Origin of the sequence: Rhizobium sp. BK313, from assembly GCF_014193655.1 — a bacterium.
GTDB lineage: Bacteria > Pseudomonadota > Alphaproteobacteria > Rhizobiales > Rhizobiaceae > Rhizobium.
This window is the reverse complement of the sequence record NZ_JACHZQ010000003.1, coordinates 506,089-528,653: the sequence shown is the minus strand read 5'-3', so window position 1 is coordinate 528,653 and position 22,565 is coordinate 506,089. Positions and strand designations below refer to the sequence as shown.

The following is a 22,565-nucleotide window of genomic DNA, read 5'->3' as shown; positions in this document are numbered from 1 at the left end:
CGTGACGATCTATCTGCCGATCGCAGAACTATCGGTGAATATCTTCATTATTCTCGGCATGGGCGCGGCCGTTGGGTTTCTCTCCGGCATGTTCGGCGTCGGCGGCGGCTTTCTGATCACCCCGCTTCTGATCTTCTACAATATCCCGCCGGTTGTCGCTGTCGCCACCGGCGCCAACCAGGTCGTCGCCTCGTCGATCTCCGGCGCCATCACGCATTTTCGCCGCGGCACGCTCGACATGAAGCTCGGTTCGGTACTGCTGATCGGTGGTCTTACAGGTGCCACCCTCGGCATCTGGATCTTCTCGCTGCTGAGGCGCATCGGTCAGCTCGACCTCTTCATTTCATTGCTTTACGTCGTCTTTCTCGGCACGATCGGCGGGTTGATGCTGTGGGAGAGCCTGAACGCGATGCGCCGCGCCGCCCGCAATGAGCCCGCCATGCCCCGCAAGCCGGGTCATCACAGCTGGGTGCATCGCCTGCCGCTGAAGATGCGCTTCAAGAAATCGAAGATCTATCTGAGCGTCATTCCCGTGATCGGCCTTGGCTTCGGCATCGGCATCCTGACGTCGGTCATGGGTGTCGGCGGCGGCTTCATCATGGTGCCGGCGATGATCTATCTGCTGCGCATCCCGACCAATGTCGTCGTCGGCACCTCGCTATTCCAGATCATCTTCGTCACCGCCTACACGACCGTTGTCCAGGCCGCAACCAACTATTCCGTCGATATCGTGCTGGCCTTCCTGCTGATGGTGGCGGGCGTTATCGGCGCGCAATATGGAGTGCGCGTCGGCCAGAAGCTGCGCGGCGAACAGCTTCGCGCCTTGCTCGGCCTCCTCGTGCTTGCCGTCGGCTTGCGCCTGGCGATCGCATTGGTGGTCACCCCGGCCGATATCTATTCGGTCGTGCTCGAAGGAGCGGGCCGGTGAGAGGTTTCAGCCTGATCCTCGCTGCAGGGCTCCTGCTTGCGCCATTGAGCGCTGAGGCGCAGGTGCTGCTGGATCAGCCGACGACCTCCACAACAGCACGCGAGACGATGGAGATCGGCACCTCGACCAGCGAGATCGCCATCACCTCCGACTTCACCGGCGCGGATCTGACGATCTTCGGCGCACTTGCCAACACCGACCAACTGCTCCTGGCGATCGGCCAATACGACATCGTCGTCGTGCTGGAGGGACCGCGCGAAAATGCCACCGTGCGCAGGAAGGAACGGGTCTTCGGCATCTGGGTCAACACCCGCTCGATGACTTTCGAGCATGTGCCGCAGGCCTATTCGTTGTCGAGCACGCGTGCCGTCGACAACATTACCGCACCGCTCGAGCTGAACGACCGCGGCATCGGCATGGACCATATTCCGCTGACCCCGGTTGGTTTCGTCGGCAACGGCGCCGATGTGCCGGAATTTCGACAGGCATTCCGGCGGCTGCAGGAGGTCGGCGGCCTCTATGAAAGCGATCCGGCCGGCGTGCGCTTCGTCAGCTCCAGCCTGTTCAGGGCGACACTGCGGCTCCCGGCCGACGTGCCCAACGGCGTGCATACGGTGCGGGCCTATCTCTTCAAGAGCGGCAAATTCCTGACCGAAAAATCTCTGCCGCTGCGCGTCATCAAGACCGGTATCGAACAGACCATCACCGATGCTGCTCATAACCAGCCGATCGCTTACGGTGCATTGTCGGTGCTTCTTGCACTAATTACGGGATGGACGGCGAGCTTCGTGTTCCGGAAGAGCTGATCAAGCGCTCTTCTTTCGTTCCACTACGTCCAGGTAGGCTTCCGTCAGCCGGCCGAGCACCGACGGCGTGCCCGGCGGCAACACCTTGCCCAGGTGCTTCGCCCTCAGCTCATCCATAAAATCTTCCCAGAGCTTCGGCCCGCCATCTTCCAGCAACTCCGCCCGGATCGAAAGTTCTTCGGAGACCGGCAGATGCTTGCGGCCCCAGGCGCCCATATGGGCAAAGAGCGGCACAAGGTCGATCGCCATTTCGGTGAGGCTGTAGACGGCCTTCTGCTTATGAGTCGGATCGTCGTCGCGGGTCAAAAGCCCGCGCTCCACCAGCCGCTTCAGCCGATCGGCGAGGATGTTGGAGGCAATCCCCTCCTCCGAGTTCTGCAAAAGCTCGCGAAAATGCCGGCGACTGCCGAACATGATATCCCTGATGATGATCAGGCTCCAGCGGTCACCGAGGATTTCCAGGGTGAGATTGATCGGGCAGCCGGAGCGATTAAGCGCGTCCATAGGGATCTCCAAAAACTGCTTGCACTTTGCCACCAGTCACGCTAACTTTCAACCACTTGCTTTTAGCAACCAGTTTTGATTATGATACGGTTATCACAGAGGAGGAGACCGATGAGAAAGCTTGTTGTCTGGAATCTCATGACCCTGGATGGCTATTTCGAGGGAACGAAACCCTGGGACCTGGACTTCCATATGCTCGCCTGGGGCGACGAGCTCGAGCGTTACGCGAAGGATCTCGGGAACGAGGGCGATCTGCTGATCTTCGGCCGCAAGACCTATGAAGGCATGGCCGCCTATTGGCCGACCGCGACGGAAACCCCCGAGATCGCCACCTATATGAACGGCATCGCCAAGATCGCCGCCTCGCGGACGATGGACAGGGCGGAGTGGAACAACACCCGCGTCATTCGCGACATCGTCGCCGAAGTCAAGAAACTGAAGGAAGAGCCCGGCAAGACCATATTCATCTTCGGCAGCGCAGAGGTGGCGGATACGCTTCTGAAAGCGGGACTGGTGGACGAAATCCGCATCTGCCTTGTTCCGGTCGTCCTCGGCAGCGGCAACCCGCATTTCAAGCCAGCGGGAGAACAGATTCCAATGACGCTGCTCGAATCGACGCCCCTCAAGACCGGCGCGGTGATCCTGCGCTACGAGCCCGCGAAAGCGACCTAAAGCGCATCGCGAACTCTGGTATTCGCTCCTTGCGCTTTAGATCCTCAGTTTTCGCATGTCGTTGCCGCAAGACCGCTGCACACTTTTGCGCGACATGCTTTAAGCCGTGAGATTGCCGAACCGCACCGAATAGATGCGGTCACGCCCGAGCACGTGCGCAATCAGACTTTCCCGGTCGAACAGGCCGGCCATGGCCTTGTGGCGCAGGTCCAGCCCGCCGGTCATGATGCCGAAGGCGGGCATCAGCAGGCGCGCGCCGTCGGTGGCGAAGCACGGGCGGCGGACGGATCTGTCGCGGCGGCGGACAGTGGCGGAGGGATGCAGGTGGCCGGCGATCTCGCCGGCCTGTTGGCCGGCCCTCGGTTCGTGGCGGAAGGTCAAGCCGCCATAGTGCATCTCATCGACGGAGCGACCGGGCAGATCGACCGTACCATCCGGATCGTGGTTGCCGTTGATCCAGATCCATTCCCGGCCGCGCGCCATATTGACGATCAGGCTGCGGAATTCCTCCGGCAGATGCTCGGAGCCGACACGGTCATGGAAATTGTCTCCGAGTGAAACGACGAGTTTCGGATCGTAGCGGGAAATGACGGCGGAAAGCACGGTCAGCGTCGCCAGCGTATCATAGGGCGGCAACAGCATGCCGCGCCGCGCGAAGGCCGCCCCCTTTTCCAGATGCAGATCAGAGACGACGAGGATGCCGGCATCCGGCAGGTAGAGTGCACCAAGCGGATCGCAGACGGCGGCGACGCCCTGGACGGCGGTCTCGACACCCGATGCGGGCGTCAGTCCGTTCCTGAATTGGCCGTTCATTTCTCGCGCAAGCGCCAGGCGGTTCATCAATTTAGTCTACTCTCGTCATTAGTTTTGCATGATCTTGTCCGAAAACGGCTTCGCACTTTTTTGGATCATGCGTTATTCCATCGCCTCGCGGATCAGATCGTCAGCCGCTTCCGCCAGCACCACATCATGAGCCTCGCCCGGCACGGGCACCTTGCCGATTTCCAGCATCACCGGCACGGCGAGCGGCGAGATGTGATCCAGCGCCCGGTGGGTGATATGGCCCTTGATTCGCTTCAGCATATCCCCAAGACGGCCAATGTCCAAAAGCCCCGTGGCCGCATCCTGTCGGGTCGCCTGCATCAAGATATGATCGGGCTCGTGGCTGCGCAGCACGTCATAGATCAGATCGGCCGACACCGTCACCTGCCGGCCGGTTTTTTCCTTGCCGGGATGACGACGCTCGATCAAGCCGGCAATGACCGCGCAATTGCGGAAGGTGCGTTTCAGGAGGAAGGATTCATCGAGCCAGGCTTCGAGATCGTCGCCGAGCATATCCTCGTCGAAGAGATCGGAAAGGCTGAGACGGCCGTTGGCAATCATCAGGCCCATGTCCTCCAGCCCCCAAATGCCGAGTGAATAGTCCGTGGCGACGAAGCCCATCGGCTTTGCGCCGGCCCGCTCCAGCCGCCGCGTCAACAGCATGCCAAGCGTCTGGTGCGCCAACCGTCCTTCGAAGGGATAGGCGACCATGTAGGCGCGGCTGCCGCGCGGAAACGTCTCGATCAGCAACTCATCGCGCTTCGGCAGCAACGACCTGTCCTTCTGCAGCTCGAGCCAGTCGCGTACCTGATCCGGCAATCGATGCCGGCGTTCGGGATCGGAGATCATCGTGCGCACCTGATCGGCGAGATAGGTGGACAACGGAAACTTGCCGCCGGCGTAGGAGGGGATTTTCGGATCCATGGAGAAGGCCTGCGAGGCCAGGCATTCATTCTCGCGGATGCCCTCGAAACGCAACACTTTGCCGGAGAACAGAAACGTGTCCCCTGGGGAAAGCTGCTCGAGAAAATACTCCTCGACCTTGCCGAGAGGGGCGCCGCCGCGACCGAGCGAACCCAGCGCATTGCGTTTGACCAGCCGAATGTTCAGCATTGCCTCTTCGACGATGGTGCCGAGATTCAGGCGGTACTGCTGTGCCACTTGCGGATTGGAGACACGCCAGCGGCCCTCCGGCGTCTTGCGGATGCGGGCGTAACGCTCATAGGTGCGCAAGGCATAACCGCCGGTGGCGACGAAATCGACGATGCGCTCGAACGTCTCCCAGGATACGTCGGCATAGGGCGAAGCGCTCCGAATCTCGTCGTAGAGTTCCAGCATGTCGAAGGGTTCGGCGCAGGCCATGCCGAGAATATGTTGGGCAAGGACGTCGAGCGCGCCGGCACCGACCGGCGGCGTATCCTGCGCGCCGACATAATTGGCATCGAGTGCTGCCTGGCATTCCATCACTTCGAAACGGTTGGCAGGCACGAGGATCGCCTTGGACGGCTCGTCCATGCGGTGATTGGCGCGGCCGATGCGCTGGGCAAGGCGCGATGCCCCCTTCGGCGCGCCGACATGGATGACGAGATCGACATCACCCCAATCGATACCTAGATCGAGCGTCGAGGTGGCGACGACGGCGCGCAGCCTGTTGGCGGCCATCGCGGCTTCGACCCTGCGACGCTGGCCGACATCGAGCGAGCCGTGATGCAGCGCGATCGGCAGATTGTCGTCGTTTGCCGACCACAGCTCCTGGAACAGCATTTCCGCCTGCGAACGCGTGTTGACGAAGAGCAGCGTCGTCCGATGCTCTTTCAGCTCGCGATAGATATCGGGGATGGCGTATTTGGCGGAGTGGCCGGACCAGGGGATATGCTCGTCTGTCTTAAGGATCGAAATGTCGGGCTTGGCGCCACCGTCGACCATCACCAGGCCCGCATGCTGCTCCGCCCCCTCCTCCTGCCCCACCAGCCATTTCTGCAGGTCCATCGGCTCGGCTACCGTTGCCGACAGACCGGTGGTTTGCAGATTGGGCGCAAGCTTGCGGAGGCGAGCGAGGCCGAGTGAAAGCATGTGGCCGCGCTTCGACGTCACCAGCGAATGCAGTTCGTCGAGGACGATGTATTTCAAATCCTTGAAGAAACGCTCCGCCTCGCGATTGGCGAGCAGCAGCGCCACTTGTTCCGGCGTCGTCAGCAGGATGTCCGGCGGATTGAGTTTCTGGCGTTGCCGCTTACCAGCAGGCGTATCGCCGGTACGGTTTTCGACAGAGACCGGCAGCCCCATTTCCGTGACCGGCTTCATCAGGTTACGCTCGATATCGACGGCCAGCGCCTTTAGCGGCGAGATGTAGAGCGTGTGAATGCCGGTGAAGGCCGAACCGGCCGGGATTTTACCGCGGCGCGTCAGGTCGGTGAGCGAAGGAAGAAATCCGGCCAACGTCTTGCCTGCCCCGGTTGGCGCGATCAGCAGCGTGCTCTCGCCAGCCTCGGCGCGGGCCAACAGTTCGAGCTGATGGGCGCGCGGCTGCCAGCCCTTTTCCGCGAACCAGCGGATGAAGGGGGCAGGCAAGGCAAGGCGGCGCTCGGAATCGATCTGGTCCACGGGGCAAATGTAGTCGAAATGCGGAGGATAGGAAGCGGGGTGGAGGATGACGCAGTCCGATGGATGGCCGGGGTGGCACAACAGCGCCGAGTTGATCCGTCGCATACCCGGCATCTCCTGTTGACTTTTAAGATAATCATGGACAAAAACCATCCACGATATGAAAAGGACAAACCATGAAACTTGGGGAAGGCGTTGAGCAGGCCATACACAGCGTCGCAATGCTGGCAGGATTGTCGGACGGCGGTGTGCTTTCGGCGGCGGCGATTGCCGAGTTTCACGGAGTATCGGTGAGCTATCTGCTGAAACATCTGCAGGCGCTCTCCGGCGCTGGCATTCTTGACACCGTGCCCGGCCCCAAAGGCGGCTACCGATTGGCGCGTTTGCCGGCTAAAATCACCCTTCTCGATATCGTGCTTGCCGTTGAAGGGCCGGCACCTGCCTTTCGCTGCGCCGAAATCCGCCAGCGCGGGCCGAACTCGCTGCCCGGAAAATACTTCGCAAAGCCGTGCGGCATCAGCGCGGCGATGCTGGCGGCCGAGCGGGTGTACCGCGCCGAGCTTGCCAAGACCACCATCGCCGATGTCCTCGCCGATCTTGCGGAGAGCGACGACGGCGCCATCGCGGCAAGAGGCTGCGCCTTCCTTGCCCTCAATGAACGCAGAACCATTCGATAAATCGAAAATCCAAGGAGAGACCCATGCAACCTCGCTTTAACTTCGCCAAGGCTTCGCCGGAGTCCTACAAGGCCGTCACGGCGCTGGAAAACTTCGTGCAGACCTCAGGCCTGGAGCGCCGTTTCATTCACCTGATCAAGCTCAGAGCGTCGCAGATCAACGGCTGCGCCTATTGCGTCGACATGCACGTCAAGGAAGCCCGGCACGACGGCCTCAGCGAACAGTGGATCAACCTAATGTGCGTCTGGCGGGAATCGCCGGTTTACGACGCCCGCGAACGGGCTCTGCTCGGCTGGGTCGATGCGGTGACGAAGATAGCGGAAACAGGCATACCGGATGCGGATTTCGAAGCGCTGAAGCCGCATTTCGGCGAGGAAGAGATCGTCAAGATCACCGTCGCGATCGGCGCGATCAATATCTGGAACCGGCTGGCCGTTGGTTTTCGCTCGCAGCATCCGATCGATAAGGACGCGAAGGCAGCGTAAGCACGATTGCAAGAACAAAAAAGCGCGGGACCGAAATCCCGCGCTTTTTTATTTTGTCTTTGTCTCGGGGACCGAGACCGATAACGATCAAGCAGCAGCCGAAGCAGCCGAGGTCGGAACTTCCGAGATGGTCTTCAGAACCTGCGAAGCGATCTGGTAGGGGTCGCCTTGCGAGTTAGGACGACGATCTTCGAGGTAGCCCTTGTAGTCGTTCTTGATGAAGGAATGCGGAACGCGGATGGAAGCGCCTCGGTCGGCAACGCCGTAGCTGAACTTGTTCCACGGAGCCGTTTCGTGCTTGCCGGTCAGACGCATGTGGTTGTCCGGGCCGTAGACGGCGATGTGGTCCTGAAGGTTCTTGTCGAACTGAGCCATAAGCGCTTCGAAGTAGGCCTTGCCGCCGACTTCGCGCATGAACTTGGTCGAGAAGTTGCAATGCATGCCCGAGCCGTTCCAGTCAGTGTCGCCGAGCGGCTTGCAGTGGAACTCGATGTCGATGCCGTACTTTTCGCAGAGACGCAGCAGCAGGTAGCGGGCCATCCAGATCTGGTCGGCAGCGCGCTTGGAGCCCTTGCCGAAAATCTGGAATTCCCACTGGCCCTTCGCCACTTCGGCGTTGATGCCTTCATGGTTGATGCCGGCAGCCAGGCAAAGATCGAGATGCTCTTCGACGATCTGGCGGGCGACGTTGCCGACATTCTTATAGCCAACGCCGGTGTAGTAAGGACCCTGCGGAGCCGGGTAGCCGGATTCCGGGAAGCCGAGCGGACGGCCGTCCTTGTAGAAGAAGTATTCCTGCTCGAAACCGAACCAGGCGTCCTCGTCGTCAAGGATGGTGGCGCGGCTGTTGGATTCGTGGGGCGTGACGCCATCCGGCATCATGACTTCGCACATGACGAGTGCGCCGTTGGTGCGGGCCGGGTCCGGGTAAACGGCAACAGGCTTCAGCACGCAATCCGAGCTGCGGCCTTCGGCCTGCATCGTCGATGAGCCATCGAAGCCCCAGAGCGGGAGCTCTTCAAGCTTCGGAAAATCAGCAAATTCCTTGATCTGCGTCTTGCCGCGCAGGTTCGGTACAGGGGTGTACCCGTCGAGCCAAATATACTCGAGCTTGTATTTAGTCATTACGCACCTCAATCAGGGTTAACTACCCGAAGTAGAAAAAATTCAAAGGCGCGCCCGCCCGCAAATCTTCGCCACCTACGGCTGACCATGTGACATGCATTTGACATGCCAAACTGCGCGACATGTGAGCCCAGCGAAAGAAAAACGCGCAAATTGGAGTCAATTTTGGTTGATTTTGCCTCGCCTGGCCTCCGATTCCTTCAAAATCGTGAGCAACTTGGCTGAAAAGTGCTGCCAACTTGTCGCAGTGCGGCAGATTCGAAGCAGCGCAGCAATCAGACTTCCATGGGCTACGGTTTTTAATATCAAAACCTCAAAATTGCCTATAATTTCAACCTTTTGCATTTTTTTTAAGCAAGACTCTCAAAAATGGGGACGGACTCTGCTATATATAAGAAGTCTCTTGAAGCGCTCCCGCTTGAACACCAAAAAGGGAGAGACGTTGCAATGGCGATTAGTCCTCAACATGAAACGGCAAAGATTTACCGGTTTCCCATCACGGCTCGCCCCGTACCCGCCGGACAACGTGAGAAAGTAAACCTTACTCCCGACATTGGCCCAAGCATCTGCACTGCCGCCTTCGATAGCTGGTATCACGAGGCGGCGATCGCGGAATCCGACCAGACCCGCAAGCAGTAAGGCTTCCGCTCAGCTCAGAGCACGGTGTAGCGATCGGACCGATGGTTGATCGCGATGGAGAAGTTGAGCGCGATTGGTCCAACACTGAGCAAATGGCTACGAACGGTCGGCAACATTCGGCCGGTCACGTGGATTTCTGTGTAACGAACAAAATGCCGTGCACCGGTTTCCCGGCATCCATGCGAATGACGCTGCGGGCGAGATTACGGACAACAAAGCCATCGGCGGCCAATATCGCCCTGACGTAGGCTTCCGAATGAGCGAAGCGCAGTGAGTCGCGCAGAAGATACCCCCCCTCCTCTTCCGCATCCTCGACCGAAAAGGCGAACACAGCCCCGAAAGCGGCCAGTCCCCCCACGATCGTCATGACGCTCTGGAGATTGCCGAGATACATCAGCACGTCGGCTGCGGTGATCAAATCGGCGCGTCCCGGCGCGAGCCCGTCATCGAAAATGCCGGACAACGGTGGAGGCAGTGACAGATCGGCTTGGCCGAGATGATCATAGACGCCCTTGTCCGCTGCTTTCGCGAGCATGCCTTTCGACAGATCGAATCCTTCCAGCCGATCGACCCGCGTACGGATTTCCGGGCCGAACAGGCCGGTACCGCAGCCGAGATCGACGGCAAGACGGAAATGCGCGGGCATGCCGACCGTGCCAGCTATCAGAGCCGCAAGCTTCTGCGGCACGCTGTAGCCGAGTTTTTCGACCAGCGATGTCTCGAACCGGTCGGCATAGTCGTCGAACAGCCGCTCGACGTAGCGGCTCGGCGGCTGATCGGGCATATCGGCGGCTCCGAGAACCGCGAGCTTCAGCCGGGCGCCGAAGACATCGCCTGCATCGAGGGTCAGGACTTCATTCAGCGCCTCGATGGCACCTTGTGTATTCCCCGCTTTTTCACGATAGGTCGCAAGAGTGAACCAGCCGGCCGCCCAGCCCGGCGTCAGCTCCAGAGTTTGCTCCATCAATTCGGCAGCGCTTGCCGGCTCGCCGCTTTCGGCAAGCATCTTCGCATAGTCTGCGCGACGGTCGGCGATGACGTCACCTGAGGAAAGCTGGCTCGGCAGCATGATCTCGATCCTGTTTGGTATCCGCCTTTGGACGCGGCCACAAAAAAACTCAAGTCCTAATTCAGGCAAGCACCTGTTTCAGGTAAGCACTTGTTTCAGGAAACACTGGGCGAAAGCGCTTGCGAGTCGCAGGTCGCAGCCTTATTTCAAAACCGCTCGACAGGCATTATGGAGACAGCCGCATGTCCGATCAGGTGAATAGGTTCCTCGGCGACTCGCCCGGCCGCACGCTCGTGAAGCTTATTGTCGTGTCGCTGATCGTCGGCTTCGTGATGAAGTTCTTCGGCTGGCGGCCGCTGGATTTTCTGTACGGCTTTCGTCGCTTCGTTGTCGATCTCTGGCATAGCGGTTTTGCCGCGCTCGGCGAGTTTGGCGATTATCTGCTGCTCGGCGCCACGATCGTCATTCCGCTCTTCGTCATCCTCCGCCTCTTCAACTTTCGCCGCTGATATGATCCCCGAAGTTTCACTTTTTACGCGACGTCACGCACTGCGTCTCACCGGCCTTGCCCTGGCTGCCATCGTCGCGAGTTGCGCCACACCACCCACCCATGTCTCCAACACGCCGGCCAACGACGAGACCGCTTCCGCGCTGCCGCTCGTCAACTCCTTGCGTGCCAAGAACGGGCTGCCGCCGCTCAAGGTCGATCCGGCGGCCAGCGCAGCAGCAATCTACCAGGCCAAGCGCATGGCCGATGCCGACAGGATGGAACATCTGATGGGTATCGGCGACAACTTCGGCACGCGCGTCAAGGCGAGCGGCGTCAAGCTGCCGGCCGCCGAAAATATTGCCGAAGGCCAGCGCGATGTGAATGCCGCGGTGACGGCCTGGATCAATTCGCCGAAGCATTTGCACAACATGCTCGGCAAATATAACGGCCTAGGCGTCGCTCTCGCCTATGCTCCCTCTTCCAGTGACAAGCCCTATTGGTCCATGGTGCTCTCCTCGAATTGAGGAGGGGCTGATTGGACATGGATCATCAAGAGCATAGTGGAAGGGTTCTGCCCTTCGACGTGACGCACCGGCTGGTGCTGTCCATCGCCATTCCGATGACGCTCGGCTTCATGACGACACCGTTGCTCGGCCTCGCCGATACCGCCGTCGTCGGGCGTCTCGGCCAGCCGGATGCGCTGGCGGGGCTGGCGATCGGCGCGGTGCTCTTCGATCTCATTTTCGCGAGCTTCAACTTCCTGCGCTCTTCAACGACCGGCCTGACGGCGCAAGCCTATGGCCGCCACGACCGACATGAGCAGCAGGCGGTTTTTTGGCGAGCACTGCTTTCGGCGCTTGGATGCGGCCTGCTGCTTCTCTTGTTGTCGCCCCTATTGCTCTGGCTCGGCGTCAAATTGATGGGGCCTGAGGGTGGCATTGCCGACGCGACACGCACCTATTTCTCGATCCGCATGCTCTCCGGCCCGGCAGCGCTTGCCAACTACGCCATCCTCGGTTTCGTGCTCGGGCGTGGCCAGGGCCGCATCGGGCTTCTGCTGCAGACATTGATCAATGGCGTCAACATCATCCTCGCCATCCTCCTCGGCCTCTGGCTCGGCTGGGGTGTCGCGGGTGTTGCCTGGGGTACGTTGATCGGCGAGGCGGTCGGCGCACTCACGGGTCTTGCCATAGTGTTGCGCAGTTTCTCCGGCGAACAGCGGCCTGCCCGCGCCGAACTCCTGTCACGCGCCAAGCTTACGCAACTCTTCGCGCTCAACCGCGACATCCTCATCCGCACCTTCGTGCTGATCGGCGCCTTCACGCTGATGACCCGCATCGGCAACACATTCGGCGCGGTGACGCTCGCAGCCAATGCGGTATTGATGAACTTCTTCCTGCTGTCCGGCTACTATCTCGACGGGTTGGCGAACGCCGCCGAGCAGATTACCGGCCGATCGATCGGCGCCAATTATCGCCCCGCCTTCGAGCGCGGGTTGAAGCTGACCGGGCTTTGGTCCTTTGGACTGGCGCTTGCCGCTGCCCTTTTCTTCTTCACCATCGGCCCGGCACTGATCCGCCTGCTGACGACCTCGGAAGAGGTGCGTGTAGCTGCCGAAACCTACCTGCCTTGGGCCGCCGTCACCGGGCTGACCGGCGCGCTCGCCTTCCTGATGGACGGCGTCTTCATCGGTGCCACGTGGTCGCGCGACATGCGCAACCGCATGCTGATGTCGTTTGCCGGCTACCTTGTGGCGCTTGCGGTCTTCGTACCGACCCTAGGCAATCACGGCCTTTGGTTGGCCATGAACGCCTTCCTGCTGTTCCGCGGCATTTTCCTCGTTATGGGGCTGAAAAAGCGGGCCGATCAGACGTTTCGGCTGGCCCAATGATCGAGCCTGCTGTCGCGCAGCTCGCGGATCGAGCCGACACGGTCGCGGTCGAGCAGCTTCGACAGGCCGGTAACGATTCGGCCCGGCAGGCCTGGGCCTTCATAGACCATGCACGAATAGAGCTGCACGAGATCGGCGCCAGCCTTGATCTTCTCCAGCGCCGTTTCGGACGATGAAACGCCGCCAACACCGATGATCGGCAAAGCAGCGCCGACGCGCCGGCGCATCTTTGCGAGCACGACCGTGGATTTTTCGAAGAGCGGCTTGCCAGAGAGGCCGCCGGCTTCTTTCGCCTGGGCCTGATCCCTCAAGCCATCGCGTGCAAGCGTCGTGTTTGAGACGATCAGACCGTCCAGCGCATGCGCCAAAACTTCGGCGGCGATGTCGTCCATGCCCTCCTCGGTCAGGTCCGGCGCGATCTTCAGGAAGACCGGAATTTTCTTGCCTGCCTTCTCCGCCTCCTCGTCGCGGGCGGCAAGCACAGCCGACAACAGCGCCGAAAGGCTCTCGCGCGCCTGCAGGTCTCGCAGGCCCGGCGTGTTGGGCGAAGAGATATTGGCGGTGAAATAGCGAGCGACGGAATAGAAACGGCGGATGCCGGCGACGTAATCGGCGATGCGGTCGGCACTATCCTTGTTGGCGCCGATGTTGACGCCGATGATGCCCTTGCCGCGGATCGGCTGAAGACGCCGGAAAGCCGCCTCGTGGCCGTCATTGTTGAAGCCGAGGCGGTTTATGACACCCTCGTCTTCGACCAGGCGGAAGATGCGCGGACGCGGATTGCCGGTTTGCGGCTTTGGGGTCACCGTGCCGATCTCGGTAAAGCCGAAACCGAGCTTCAACAGCGCCTCCGGCACTTCGGCATTCTTGTCATAGCCCGCGGCCATGCCGAGCGGATTGGCGAAATCCAGTCCGGCTACGGTCTGACGCAGACGGGAATCGTTGCTGATCCGGCAGGCCGGAACGAGGCCGGACCTCAGCGCCGCAATCGACATGCCATGCGCCGTTTCCGGATCGAACATGAACAGGCCGCGCCGGCCGAAATCGCGGAGGGCGCCGATCATTCCGGCATCTCCGGAAAGACATGCGCGCCGTCGGAACCGAGCGTCAGCGGCTTTTCCCAGAGCACGGCCGAAAGCGGTAGCGGCGCATAGAGATGCGGGAAGAGATCGCCGCCGCGCGAGGGCTCGAACACCAGCTTATCACCGAGCGTGCCGCCATCGATCGCCACCAACAGCAGGCCGGTCTGGCCGGCGAAATGCCGCGCCGCCGTTTCCCTGGCTTGCTTAGCGGTCGAGAAATGGATGAAACCGTCGGTCAGATCGATCGCTGCGCCATTAAAAACCCCGGTTTGTCTGGCTTGCTGCCACAGCGTATCCGGCACGATCTTGTAAACCACTGGCATCGCGGTCATCATTCCTGTGTAAACGTTTATCCCTGATAGGGCTTTGCACGAAAACCGCTGCAGATGTCCACGGCTACCGCAGATTATTTGGGATTAAAACGCAGAAAATCCGGAGGATGACATGACGAAGGAAATGGCATCAGGCCTTGCAGCCCTCATCCTGCCCGCCGCTCTTCTTCTCGCCGCGCCAGGCCACGCAGCCGAGGCTGATGTGACGCGCTTCCAACTCGAGCGTAGCGGCGATCATTTTGTCCGCCTGGACAAACAGACGGGCGCCATGTCGATCTGCCAGGATCAGAATGGTAATCTGGTCTGCCGCATGGCTGCGGATGAACGCGCGGCCTATGAAGACGAACTCGACCGCCTCTCCGAGCGCGTCTCGAAGCTGGAGAAGACCGTGGCCTCTGGCAGCGGATCAAGCCTGCCGAGCGACGCCGACATCGACCGCACCCTCGGCATCATGCAGAAATTCATGCGCGGCTTCATGGACATGGCGAAGGAATTCCAGAAGCAGGTGCCCGACGACAAGGCGCAGCCGCAGAAAACCTGAAGCTGCTGGAATTAACAGTGAAAGCAAGGGGATAAAGGACCTTATTCCTACGTCGCCCTTTACTCGCAAAAGAGCCTCAGTTAACCTTTCTTTAAGGTCAAACGCCGGATATTCCGGCTTCCGAGTGCTGAACGGCGATGCTGTCACATGAGCAGATATGGAGCGCGATCGACAGGCTTGCCGAACGGCATGCCCTGACAGCGTCCGGTCTTGCCCGGCGCGCCGGCCTCGATCCCACCTCATTCAACAAATCGAAGCGGCTGAGCCAGGATGGACGCCTGCGCTGGCCGTCGACGGAATCGATCGCCAAAGTACTGGATGCGACCGGGGCCAGCATGGAGCAGTTTCTCGGCTTCATGCGCTCGGTGGATGGAGCCAGCGGCACTTCCGATCGCGCTTTTTCCCCGCCGGCAAGCTCCATACCGCTGCTTGGCTTTGCACAGGCCGGCGCCGGAGGCTTTTTCGACGATGGCGGCTTTCCGGTCGGCCAGGGCTGGGACATGGTGGAGTTTCCGGTGGCTCCCGGGCAAAGGGGCGGTGTCTATGCCCTTGAAGTGCAGGGCGAGAGCATGTTGCCGCTCTATCGTGACGGCGACGTGCTGATCGTCGAACCGGGCGCGCAGATTAGGCGCAATGATCGGGTGGTGGTCAAGACCCGCGAGGGTGAAGTTATGGCCAAGGTGCTGCTGAGACAGAGCGCTCGGTCGATCGAACTACTGTCGCTCAACCCGGAACATCCGAACCGCAGCTTCGACCTTGCGGATGTGGAATGGGTTGCACGGATCATTTGGGCCAGCCAATAGGAAAGTTTTCTCGTTATGCGTCGTGATATCTGGCTCGCAAGTTTGGCAGGTGTGGTCGTCGGTTCATGGCTGACATTGATTGCCGTACAGGTCGAGGAGTATGGTCTCGGGTTGCCGAACAAAGCCAACATCGAGGCCGAAGCGGAAAGCCGCCCGGCGGTGACCGCACCGGCGCCAACGGAAACGGCAAAGGCCACCCCCATCCCGGCAACGACCACTCCTGTCCAGACGGCCGAGACGGCCAAGCAGGAGGTAGCGCCCGCGGCCGAGACGAAGCCGGACGACAAGACCTCGGTGCAGCCGGCCGCCGTTGCCGAGCAAACGACGCATGCCGCAACGATTGCACCCAGCACCGCAGCTCCAGGGACGACCGACAAAGGCAATCAAACACCTGCGACGACACCCTCCGCCGCGGCAACGACATCGACGCCGGAAGACACGGCGAAAGCGCTTCTCGCCACCGGCGCGGATCAAATCGACAAAGGCACAGCGGGCGCTGCAGCGCAGTCGCCAACGCAAGCTGAAAGCAAAACGTCGACAGAGTCGGCGCAACCGAAGACGACTCCAGCGAATCCGGGCGCGACGCAATCGGCGCAGGCAACTCCGACAAAGACGAATACGACGCAGGCCCAGACGGCAGAGGCGAAAAAAACAAAGCCGGACAAGGCTGCCCTGAAGCCGGAAACTTCCGACCAAACCAATGTAGGCCAGACGCCGGTGAGCCAGGGGCCGGCCGATCAAGCAGACCGGGAGCTCGCGGCTTCAGCCCACCGGACTGCGCCTACCGAACCGGCATCGCAGCAAGCGTCGCTCGACGGCGGTCAAAAGCCGAACGAGCCAGCAAAGCCGGTGGAACTGGTGCGGCCGTTTTCTGATCGCGCCGGTGTACTGACCATTGCCGGCAAAAGGGTGCAGCTTCCCGGCATCATTCCCACCGATGTCGACCGGATGTGCACCGGGCCGAATGGCAAGACCTGGCCCTGCGGGGCCGCGGCGCGTACAGCCTTCCGCATGTATCTGCGCGGCCGCACCATCGACTGCGACCTGCCGAGCCCGACCTGGCAAGGTACGGTGACCGGCGCCTGCCGGTATGTTCGCATCGATCTCAGCGAATGGCTGGTGCGCTTCGGCTGGGCCGAACCGGAGGCCGGATCGCCGCTGGTCGCCCTCGCCGAACAGGCAAAGCAGCAGAAGCGCGGCATCTACGGCGACGATCCGCGCCCGGCCGGAAAATCAACACTCGCGCCGGCGCTGCCTAAGGAAGATCCACTTAATCCAATCTGACGTCACGCTTCCGACACCAGCTCTTGTCATGAGAGGCTCGACTTTCTAGTCTGCTGCCAAACCGGAGGATTTCGCCCACAATGAATAAGCCGCTTTCCGCCCATGAGGCCCTGATCTACGTCATGGTAATGGCGTCCGCCGTTGATCGGACGATGAACGACAAGGAATTGGGACGGATCGGCGAGCTGATCCATGCGCTTCCGGTTTTCGATGGTTTCGATGACGAGAAACTGATCTCCGTGTCGCGCGATTGCGCCAAGCTTCTTGCCGGCCGTGAAGGGCTCGATATCGTGCTGGAAACGGTGCGCGACACCTTGCCGGTGCGGCTCTATGACACCGCCTATGCGCTTGCCGTCGAGGTCGCCTCCGCCGATTTCTCGGTCAAGGCCGAGGAACTGCGCCTGCTCAGCCTGCTGCGCGATCGTCTCGGTCTCGACAAGCTCACCTGCGCCGCCATCGAGCGCAGCGCCATTGCTCGCTACCGCAAGGGCTGAAAACTTTATCAGTAGAGCCCGTAAGGGAAATACCGCAGATAGATTTCCTGTAGCCGGCCGTCGCGTGACAATGTCGCCAGCGCATGATTGATCGCGGCTGTCAGATCGGCGTCCTGCTGGCGCAACATGATGGTCATGCCCTCGCCGAGAAATTGCTGCGAAAGATAGGGTCCGTCGAACAGCACGCAGCATTTTTCGGCTGATGGCGAGGATACCCAGAAGGACAGTTGGAGCCCATCGGCAAAAGCGGCGTCGACCTTGCCGTCCTTGACTGCCGCCAGGAGCGCGTCCTTGTCGCCGAAGGGGACCTGCTTAACGGCGGGGAAAAAGGCGGCGAGCATTGCCTCATGCGCCGTGCCCTTGACCACACCGACCGGATGACCGGCAAGCGCGGCCGCCGTCCCGCCGTCGATCGACGCCTTGAGATTGCGGACGAAGCGGGCGGGCAGCATCAGAAAAGGGCGTGAGAAGGCAAAGTTCTTGCGCAGCTCGGGCGTCACCGCGACGCCGGCGATTACTGCGTCGCCTTGCGAAGCGGCAAGCGCGCCCTGCAATTCATCGAACGGTAGCGCCTGGATCTGACATTTGTCCGATATGCCAAGCTCGTCGCAGATCTCGCGGGCAAGATCGACATGGAAGCCGGCGAGCTTGCCGTTCTGATCGGCGAAATTAAAGGGCGGGAAGTCGACGGATGTCAGGAAACGCAGCCTGACCAGCGAAGAAAGATCCGGCTTCGGCAGCCGCTCGCGCGAATCGAACAGGATCGGCAGGCCGGGCGGCGGCGCCTCTTGCGCGACAAGAGGCATGGCACAGGACGCGGCAATCAGCACTGCGCCTGCCGCACGCCTTGCCACGGATCCCAACAACGAAAGGCAAACAGGCATTAGGATGATCAAGCCTCCGGTCGGATGTGCAGATTTCTGATGTCGAAACCGGTGTAGCAGAGTCGGGCCGACGGGAGAATATCACGCCCTGTCCTGACGGCCGCGAGACTTGCTCGGACTGAGCTTTGGCGATGATCACACCAGACGGGTTGCAGTGCACCGAAAAAGCACGGTCACACGGTAGATTTCGGCTCCGAAAGCTGTCGGCGTTAGCGGTCGATTAAGCTCTATCGATTCTATTTGTAGCATCGACGACGTCGGCTCCGAAGCTGATCGCATGACGCAGGTCGTCCGAACCTTCTTCGCAAGGTATCCAAAGAATTCGGCTTCACCTGCGTGCATCAGGCCAAGCGTTAAGTCCGCCGCCTCTCCGGGGCGAGCGGGCTATTGCGCGCTACGGTCCGATGCTGCGCGATATCCCTCGGGCGGATCGTCATGTTCAGGAACCTGAAAATCAAAACCAAGATGCTCACCGTGATCCTGTTTCTCGGGATCATCTCCTTCGCCGGGCTGCTTTACATCGTCAGCGAATTCCGCAAGGCGGACCAAGCCTACAGCGCCTTCCTCGACAACGAAGCCGTCGCCGCGACCAAAGGCACTCGCTCCAGCACATCCGTTCTGACCTCGGTGCTGCAGGCGAGCATGATGCTGAATTTCGATCCCGACAGCGATGCCTTCAAGACGGTTGCCGCCGGCAAAAGCCGCTTTGGCGAGGCCAAGGACCGATTGAAGCAGGCTGAAAGCCAGGTTCCTTCGCAAAAGCCGCAAATGGATGAGATCCTGGCCGGCATGGACGAGCTGGAAGCGCTGACGAACAAGGTGATCGACCAACGCAAGAGCGGCGACGTCAAGGGTGCCACCGCAAGCATGGCCGTGGTCGCCGACAAGTTGACCACTCTTGTCGCCAAGATGCAGGCCAACAACAATGCGCTGACCGACCGGATGAATAATGGCGCCGACGCCTTGTCAGCCCACATCAACACCACGATCGACTATACGCTCGCCATTCTGGCTGCTCTGACGCTTGCGGGCATTGCCCTTGGCGTCTATGTCGCGCAAACGGGCATTGCGACGCCGTTGACGCGGCTGCATCGCCGCATGGTAACGCTTGCCAGCGGCGATACGACGAGCGAGATCGACGGCCTCGACCGCCGCGACGAGATCGGTCAAATGGCTTCAGCGGTTTCCGTTTTCCGCGACAACGCCATCGAACGTGCCCGACTGGAAGCGCAAGCCGAAGCCGATCGCAATCTCAGCGACAACGAGCGTGCCGAACACGAAGCGCTGCGGGTGGCCGAAGCCGCGCACCTGCAGAAGGCGGTGCAGGCGCTCGGCGACGGCCTGAAGCGTCTTGCGGACGGTGATCTTGTCACCCATATCGACACGCAGTTTGTCGCCCATCTCGACCAGTTGCGGCAGGATTTCAACAATTCGCTTGTCAAGCTGAACGAAGCCATGCAGGCGGTTGGCGCCAATGCGCGCGCCATCAATGCCGGCGCCAACGAAATCCGCGGCTCCGCCGACGAACTTTCCAAGCGCACTGAACAGCAGGCCGCATCCGTCGAAGAGACGGCTGCCGCCCTCGAACAGATCACCACGACGGTCAAGGACGCCGCCAAGCGGGCGGAAGAAGCAAGCCAGCTTGTCGCCCACACCCGCGCCGGTGCCGAACGATCCGGCGAAATCGTCCGCAATGCCGTCAGCGCCATGCAGCAGATCGAGAAATCCTCGTCCGAGATCGGCAACATCATCGGCGTGATCGACGACATCGCATTCCAGACCAACCTTCTCGCCCTGAATGCCGGTGTCGAAGCAGCCCGCGCCGGTGAAGCCGGCAAGGGCTTTGCGGTCGTTGCGCAGGAAGTGCGCGAACTGGCGCAGCGTTCGGCCAACGCCGCCAAGGAGATCAAATCGCTGATCACCGCATCCGGCACACACGTACAGACAGGCGTCAACCTGGTCGGCGAAACCGGCAAGGCGCTCGATGCCATCGTCTCGGAAGTGCAGGAGATCAACCGGCATGTGCATGCGATCGCAGAAGCGTCGCGCGAGCAATCGGCCGGCCTGCAGGAGATCAATACCGCAGTCAACGCCATGGATCACGGCACGCAGCAGAATGCCGCCATGGTCGAAGAAAGCACCGCCGCCAGTCATAGCCTGGCAACCGAAGCCGCCTCGCTGACGTCCCTGCTCGGGCAATTCCGCATGACCGGAACCGAAGGCGGCCACGCTTCTGCGGCTTCGTCGAACTACGCGCCGCGCGCCTCCAGCCGCCCTGCGCCGCGGCCAGCCGCAGCGCCGGTCCGCGCCGTCGAGGGAGCGAAGGCACGACCGGCTCCTTCACCGGCCCGCGCACTCGGCCAAAAGCTGATGAGCGCCTTCGGCGGCAGCAGCCAGGCAGCGTCAGCGCCGGCGAAAGATGCGGACTGGACGGAGTTCTGAGCCTCGGCGAAGCTTGGTGCGATACTCGACACGAAAACAGGCGGGACGCGTTCAACGCGTCCCGCCTGTCTACTTTTGAGGAACCTATCGATCCGCTTTCCTCTTGGCGAAAGGAAGCCGTTCGAAATTTGCGTGTCTGACGGTGCCCGCTTCACCTCGCCGTTTGATCAGCCTCGCGGGAGCGCCGACATAGATGCCATAGGGTTCGGTCCTCCCCTTGACGACGGCATTCGCGCCGATGACGCATCCTTCGGATATATGGGAACCGCCCAGAATCTTCGCCCCGGCGCCGATCCAGACATCGTCCTCGATGACGATCGGTTTCTTGGTGACGCCCTGCAGGCGAATCGGTTGCGTGGGGTCATCGAAATTGTGGTCGAACGATACCACCATGGCATGGCCGGCGATCCGCACGTCGTTGCCGATCGTGATGCCGCCGCGTCCCAGCAGAATGGCATAGTCGTTGAGGGAAACGTTCCGGCCAATATCGATGCTGCCGCGTTGGGCGTCGATGACGATCCCCCTTCGGAGAAAGGCCTTTTGTCCGATCCTGACGCTGCCATCCTTCCAGATGATCGTCGCGCCGCGTGGCACCTTGGTGCGGCGGGAAATCTTCAACACGCCGCGCGTGAAGATCGCCCTCAACCTGTAAAACAACGCGACATTGAGCATCAGCATACATTCCAATTACAGGATGATCCAATGGCACGAATGTCTGGCATCAACCTGAAGGAAGAAAGGTTTTATTAAGGCGGCGCACGATAATGCCGCCGCCATTTAATCGCTACGAATGCCGTGACTCAGGGCGCTTCATGATCTCGCAGCAAGGCCGGTCAGGAATGCCGCAGTCCCGAAAACTGCGCCGGCGGCACACACCGCGGTCCAGCCGCCCCAGCTCCAGGCCGTCCCTGCCAGGGCCGAACCGACGGCGCCGCCCAGAAAGAAGATTCCGACGAACAGGCCGTTGATGCGACCGCGCGCCTCCGGCCGCAGCAGATTGATTGCCCTGCGCCCCAATGTCTGATCGCCGGTGACGCCGACATCAAGCATCACGGCGCCTGCGCCGAGCACAACGAGGGAGATCACGGAATGGCCGGTCTTAGCCTCGCCTGCCCACGCGGACAGCGCCATGGCGCCGAGCAAAATTAGATGCGAGACGGTTGTCGCCACCCGCGTCCAGCCCCGGTCACCCATCCGTCCAAAGGGAGAGGTCGCCGCCGCGCCGCCTGCTCCGACTAGCGCAAAAATGGCGATGCCGGCTTGGTCGAGGGAGAATGGCGACTGCGCCAGTCGCAGCGCGACCGCAGTCCAGAAAAGGCTGAAACTCGCCATCACCAGCGCAGCCGTGAAGGCCCGTACCCGCAACACCGGTTCATCACGCAGGAGTTGCCAGAGCGAGGCGATCAGGGCGACGTAGCCGGTGCTCACCAGCGGCCGGCGCTCCGGCAATCGCAGCGCAAGAACGGCAGTCAGCAGGGCGAGTGCCGCGGCGCTGACCGCGTAGAAGCTGCGCCAGCCCCAGATGTCGGCGACCAGACTCGCCAAGGGCCGTGACAACAAAATGCCGACCATCAGACCGCTCATGACGTTGCCGATAACCCGGCCGCGATGTTCCGGCGGCGTCATGGCCGCAGCGATCGGCACCAGGATCTGAATGGCCGAACAGGCAGCACCAAGAAGGAAGAGGAAGACAAGCAGGCTCCAGCCGTTCGGCGCGAAGACGGCGGCGACCGCCATGACCAGTGCCGAGACGAGCATGCGCAGGACGAGCCGGCGGTTCTCGACAAGATCGGCGAGCGGCACGAGGAAGAACAGGCCGGCGGCATAACCCAGCAATGACGCCATAGCGACAAGGCCGGCGCCGTTTTCCGAAAAGCCGAGCGACGGACCGATGACGCCGACCAGGGTTTGTGGTGCGAAGAGATTGAGGATGATAACGCCGGTGGCGATAGCGAAAAGCAATGTGGAGGGACCGGCAGCAGTCTCCGGTGCCTCCTCCTCAAGTTCATTCGGGATGCGTTCGGGGATGGGTGACATGGGCTCTCCAATAA

The 22,565-nt window shown here is 61.1% G+C and carries 24 protein-coding genes; 14 read left to right on the top strand and 10 right to left on the bottom strand.

All coding sequences use genetic code 11. The features are described from left to right. Position 1 precedes the first annotated feature (1 nt). Both FHT86_RS19015 and FHT86_RS19010 read left to right on the top strand, forming a co-directional pair. A complete protein-coding gene (locus tag FHT86_RS19015; RefSeq protein WP_133708376.1) occupies positions 2 to 928 on the top strand; it encodes a sulfite exporter TauE/SafE family protein in 927 nt (308 codons plus the stop codon). Continuing rightward, positions 925 to 1,734: a TIGR02186 family protein gene (locus FHT86_RS19010; RefSeq protein WP_133708375.1), complete on the top strand. Its 810-nt coding sequence runs from the start codon at positions 925 to 927 to the stop codon at positions 1,732 to 1,734. The genes FHT86_RS19015 and FHT86_RS19010 overlap by 4 nt, the downstream gene beginning before the upstream one ends. On the opposite strand, the gene FHT86_RS19005 is transcribed toward FHT86_RS19010, so the two are convergent. Next, on the bottom strand, positions 1,735 to 2,238 hold the full coding sequence (locus FHT86_RS19005; protein ID WP_133708374.1) for a winged helix-turn-helix transcriptional regulator: 504 nt from the start codon (positions 2,236 to 2,238) through the stop codon (positions 1,735 to 1,737). A 111-nt stretch (positions 2,239 to 2,349) separates the two neighbouring features. Between FHT86_RS19005 and FHT86_RS19000 the strand changes: the two genes are divergently transcribed. Next, complete coding sequence (locus FHT86_RS19000; RefSeq protein WP_133708373.1) at positions 2,350 to 2,910, top strand: dihydrofolate reductase family protein; 561 nt, start codon at positions 2,350 to 2,352, stop codon at positions 2,908 to 2,910. A gap of 99 nt (positions 2,911 to 3,009) precedes the next feature. Here the strand turns inward: FHT86_RS19000 and pdeM are convergent, their stop codons facing one another. Further along, positions 3,010 to 3,750 carry a ligase-associated DNA damage response endonuclease PdeM gene (pdeM, locus tag FHT86_RS18995; protein WP_133708372.1) on the bottom strand — a complete coding sequence of 247 codons (741 nt, stop codon included), beginning with the start codon at positions 3,748 to 3,750 and terminating at the stop codon, positions 3,010 to 3,012. A 75-nt stretch (positions 3,751 to 3,825) separates the two neighbouring features. Next, a complete protein-coding gene (locus FHT86_RS18990) occupies positions 3,826 to 6,336 on the bottom strand; it encodes a ligase-associated DNA damage response DEXH box helicase (protein WP_133708635.1) in 2,511 nt (836 codons plus the stop codon). A gap of 176 nt (positions 6,337 to 6,512) precedes the next feature. Between FHT86_RS18990 and FHT86_RS18985 the strand changes: the two genes are divergently transcribed. Continuing rightward, positions 6,513 to 7,013, top strand: a complete 501-nt coding sequence (locus FHT86_RS18985; RefSeq protein WP_133708371.1) for an Rrf2 family transcriptional regulator — start codon at positions 6,513 to 6,515, stop codon at positions 7,011 to 7,013. Positions 7,014 to 7,036: 23 nt separating this feature from the next. Further along, the gene (locus FHT86_RS18980; protein ID WP_133708370.1) at positions 7,037 to 7,498 is read left to right on the top strand and encodes a carboxymuconolactone decarboxylase family protein; all 462 of its coding nucleotides are present in this window, start codon (positions 7,037 to 7,039) and stop codon (positions 7,496 to 7,498) included. An 87-nt stretch (positions 7,499 to 7,585) separates the two neighbouring features. On the opposite strand, the gene FHT86_RS18975 is transcribed toward FHT86_RS18980, so the two are convergent. Next, positions 7,586 to 8,623 (bottom strand): glutamine synthetase beta-grasp domain-containing protein, encoded by a 1,038-nt coding sequence (locus FHT86_RS18975; protein ID WP_133708369.1) that lies wholly within the window; start codon positions 8,621 to 8,623, stop codon positions 7,586 to 7,588. A 447-nt stretch (positions 8,624 to 9,070) separates the two neighbouring features. Here FHT86_RS18975 and FHT86_RS18970 point away from each other — a divergent pair, with 447 nt between their 5' ends. After that, positions 9,071 to 9,262, top strand: coding sequence for a DUF2735 domain-containing protein (locus FHT86_RS18970; RefSeq protein WP_133708368.1), 192 nt, complete (start codon positions 9,071 to 9,073; stop codon positions 9,260 to 9,262). A gap of 124 nt (positions 9,263 to 9,386) precedes the next feature. On the opposite strand, the gene FHT86_RS18965 is transcribed toward FHT86_RS18970, so the two are convergent. Continuing rightward, the gene (locus FHT86_RS18965; protein WP_133708367.1) at positions 9,387 to 10,331 is read right to left on the bottom strand and encodes a methyltransferase domain-containing protein; all 945 of its coding nucleotides are present in this window, start codon (positions 10,329 to 10,331) and stop codon (positions 9,387 to 9,389) included. Positions 10,332 to 10,513: 182 nt separating this feature from the next. Here FHT86_RS18965 and FHT86_RS18960 point away from each other — a divergent pair, with 182 nt between their 5' ends. From FHT86_RS18960 to FHT86_RS18950, 3 genes are read left to right on the top strand one after another with little or no spacing between them, the layout of a single operon-like run. Further along, complete coding sequence (locus FHT86_RS18960; RefSeq protein ID WP_133708366.1) at positions 10,514 to 10,780, top strand: DUF6460 domain-containing protein; 267 nt, start codon at positions 10,514 to 10,516, stop codon at positions 10,778 to 10,780. 1 nt (position 10,781) lies between these two features. Next, positions 10,782 to 11,285: a CAP domain-containing protein gene (locus FHT86_RS18955; protein WP_133708365.1), complete on the top strand. Its 504-nt coding sequence runs from the start codon at positions 10,782 to 10,784 to the stop codon at positions 11,283 to 11,285. Between the two features lie 17 nt (positions 11,286 to 11,302). Then, the gene (locus FHT86_RS18950; RefSeq protein ID WP_133708364.1) at positions 11,303 to 12,652 is read left to right on the top strand and encodes an MATE family efflux transporter; all 1,350 of its coding nucleotides are present in this window, start codon (positions 11,303 to 11,305) and stop codon (positions 12,650 to 12,652) included. On the opposite strand, the gene FHT86_RS18945 is transcribed toward FHT86_RS18950, so the two are convergent. Next, positions 12,628 to 13,716: a quinone-dependent dihydroorotate dehydrogenase gene (locus tag FHT86_RS18945; protein ID WP_133708363.1), complete on the bottom strand. Its 1,089-nt coding sequence runs from the start codon at positions 13,714 to 13,716 to the stop codon at positions 12,628 to 12,630. The two genes, FHT86_RS18950 and FHT86_RS18945, sit on opposite strands and share 25 nt — an antisense overlap. Beyond that, positions 13,713 to 14,069 (bottom strand): DUF952 domain-containing protein, encoded by a 357-nt coding sequence (locus tag FHT86_RS18940; RefSeq protein ID WP_133708362.1) that lies wholly within the window; start codon positions 14,067 to 14,069, stop codon positions 13,713 to 13,715. The genes FHT86_RS18945 and FHT86_RS18940 overlap by 4 nt, the downstream gene beginning before the upstream one ends. A 109-nt stretch (positions 14,070 to 14,178) precedes the next feature. Between FHT86_RS18940 and FHT86_RS18935 the strand changes: the two genes are divergently transcribed. From FHT86_RS18935 to FHT86_RS18920, 4 genes are all read left to right on the top strand, one after another. Then, positions 14,179 to 14,607, top strand: coding sequence for a hypothetical protein (locus FHT86_RS18935; RefSeq protein ID WP_133708361.1), 429 nt, complete (start codon positions 14,179 to 14,181; stop codon positions 14,605 to 14,607). Between the two features lie 137 nt (positions 14,608 to 14,744). Next, positions 14,745 to 15,410: a helix-turn-helix transcriptional regulator gene (locus FHT86_RS18930; RefSeq protein WP_133708360.1), complete on the top strand. Its 666-nt coding sequence runs from the start codon at positions 14,745 to 14,747 to the stop codon at positions 15,408 to 15,410. A 15-nt stretch (positions 15,411 to 15,425) separates the two neighbouring features. Beyond that, complete coding sequence (locus FHT86_RS18925) at positions 15,426 to 16,694, top strand: hypothetical protein (protein WP_133708359.1); 1,269 nt, start codon at positions 15,426 to 15,428, stop codon at positions 16,692 to 16,694. A gap of 80 nt (positions 16,695 to 16,774) precedes the next feature. Continuing rightward, complete coding sequence (locus tag FHT86_RS18920) at positions 16,775 to 17,188, top strand: tellurite resistance TerB family protein (RefSeq protein ID WP_133708358.1); 414 nt, start codon at positions 16,775 to 16,777, stop codon at positions 17,186 to 17,188. A gap of 8 nt (positions 17,189 to 17,196) precedes the next feature. Here FHT86_RS18920 and FHT86_RS18915 read toward each other — a convergent pair whose 3' ends face one another. Continuing rightward, positions 17,197 to 17,994, bottom strand: coding sequence for a transporter substrate-binding domain-containing protein (locus FHT86_RS18915; protein ID WP_246779589.1), 798 nt, complete (start codon positions 17,992 to 17,994; stop codon positions 17,197 to 17,199). A 513-nt stretch (positions 17,995 to 18,507) separates the two neighbouring features. Here FHT86_RS18915 and FHT86_RS18910 point away from each other — a divergent pair. Further along, the gene (locus FHT86_RS18910) at positions 18,508 to 20,514 is read left to right on the top strand and encodes a methyl-accepting chemotaxis protein (protein WP_133708356.1); all 2,007 of its coding nucleotides are present in this window, start codon (positions 18,508 to 18,510) and stop codon (positions 20,512 to 20,514) included. 84 nt (positions 20,515 to 20,598) lie between these two features. Here the strand turns inward: FHT86_RS18910 and FHT86_RS18905 are convergent, their stop codons facing one another. Further along, positions 20,599 to 21,186, bottom strand: a complete 588-nt coding sequence (locus tag FHT86_RS18905; protein ID WP_133708355.1) for an acyltransferase — start codon at positions 21,184 to 21,186, stop codon at positions 20,599 to 20,601. Between the two features lie 138 nt (positions 21,187 to 21,324). After that, on the bottom strand, positions 21,325 to 22,551 hold the full coding sequence (locus FHT86_RS18900) for an MFS transporter (RefSeq protein WP_133708354.1): 1,227 nt from the start codon (positions 22,549 to 22,551) through the stop codon (positions 21,325 to 21,327). Between the last annotated feature and the right edge of the window lie 14 nt (positions 22,552 to 22,565).

Bases quoted from the DNA above. Each gene is read 5' to 3' on its own strand.
- FHT86_RS19005 (WP_133708374.1), bottom strand. From the start codon at position 2,238: ATGGACGCGCTTAATCGCTCCGGCTGCCCGATCAATCTCACCCTGGAA.
- FHT86_RS19000 (WP_133708373.1), top strand. From the start codon at position 2,350: ATGAGAAAGCTTGTTGTCTGGAATCTCATGACCCTGGATGGCTATTTC.
- pdeM (WP_133708372.1), bottom strand. From the start codon at position 3,750: ATGAACCGCCTGGCGCTTGCGCGAGAAATGAACGGCCAATTCAGGAAC.
- FHT86_RS18985 (WP_133708371.1), top strand. From the start codon at position 6,513: ATGAAACTTGGGGAAGGCGTTGAGCAGGCCATACACAGCGTCGCAATG.
- FHT86_RS18980 (WP_133708370.1), top strand. From the start codon at position 7,037: ATGCAACCTCGCTTTAACTTCGCCAAGGCTTCGCCGGAGTCCTACAAG.
- FHT86_RS18975 (WP_133708369.1), bottom strand. From the start codon at position 8,623: ATGACTAAATACAAGCTCGAGTATATTTGGCTCGACGGGTACACCCCT.
- FHT86_RS18970 (WP_133708368.1), top strand. From the start codon at position 9,071: ATGGCGATTAGTCCTCAACATGAAACGGCAAAGATTTACCGGTTTCCC.
- FHT86_RS18965 (WP_133708367.1), bottom strand. From the start codon at position 10,331: ATGCTGCCGAGCCAGCTTTCCTCAGGTGACGTCATCGCCGACCGTCGC.
- FHT86_RS18960 (WP_133708366.1), top strand. From the start codon at position 10,514: ATGTCCGATCAGGTGAATAGGTTCCTCGGCGACTCGCCCGGCCGCACG.
- FHT86_RS18955 (WP_133708365.1), top strand. From the start codon at position 10,782: ATGATCCCCGAAGTTTCACTTTTTACGCGACGTCACGCACTGCGTCTC.
- FHT86_RS18950 (WP_133708364.1), top strand. From the start codon at position 11,303: ATGGATCATCAAGAGCATAGTGGAAGGGTTCTGCCCTTCGACGTGACG.
- FHT86_RS18945 (WP_133708363.1), bottom strand. From the start codon at position 13,716: ATGATCGGCGCCCTCCGCGATTTCGGCCGGCGCGGCCTGTTCATGTTC.
- FHT86_RS18940 (WP_133708362.1), bottom strand. From the start codon at position 14,069: ATGATGACCGCGATGCCAGTGGTTTACAAGATCGTGCCGGATACGCTG.
- FHT86_RS18935 (WP_133708361.1), top strand. From the start codon at position 14,179: ATGACGAAGGAAATGGCATCAGGCCTTGCAGCCCTCATCCTGCCCGCC.
- FHT86_RS18930 (WP_133708360.1), top strand. From the start codon at position 14,745: ATGCTGTCACATGAGCAGATATGGAGCGCGATCGACAGGCTTGCCGAA.
- FHT86_RS18925 (WP_133708359.1), top strand. From the start codon at position 15,426: ATGCGTCGTGATATCTGGCTCGCAAGTTTGGCAGGTGTGGTCGTCGGT.
- FHT86_RS18920 (WP_133708358.1), top strand. From the start codon at position 16,775: ATGAATAAGCCGCTTTCCGCCCATGAGGCCCTGATCTACGTCATGGTA.
- FHT86_RS18915 (WP_246779589.1), bottom strand. From the start codon at position 17,994: ATGCCTCTTGTCGCGCAAGAGGCGCCGCCGCCCGGCCTGCCGATCCTG.
- FHT86_RS18910 (WP_133708356.1), top strand. From the start codon at position 18,508: ATGTTCAGGAACCTGAAAATCAAAACCAAGATGCTCACCGTGATCCTG.
- FHT86_RS18905 (WP_133708355.1), bottom strand. From the start codon at position 21,186: ATGCTCAATGTCGCGTTGTTTTACAGGTTGAGGGCGATCTTCACGCGC.
- FHT86_RS18900 (WP_133708354.1), bottom strand. From the start codon at position 22,551: ATGTCACCCATCCCCGAACGCATCCCGAATGAACTTGAGGAGGAGGCA.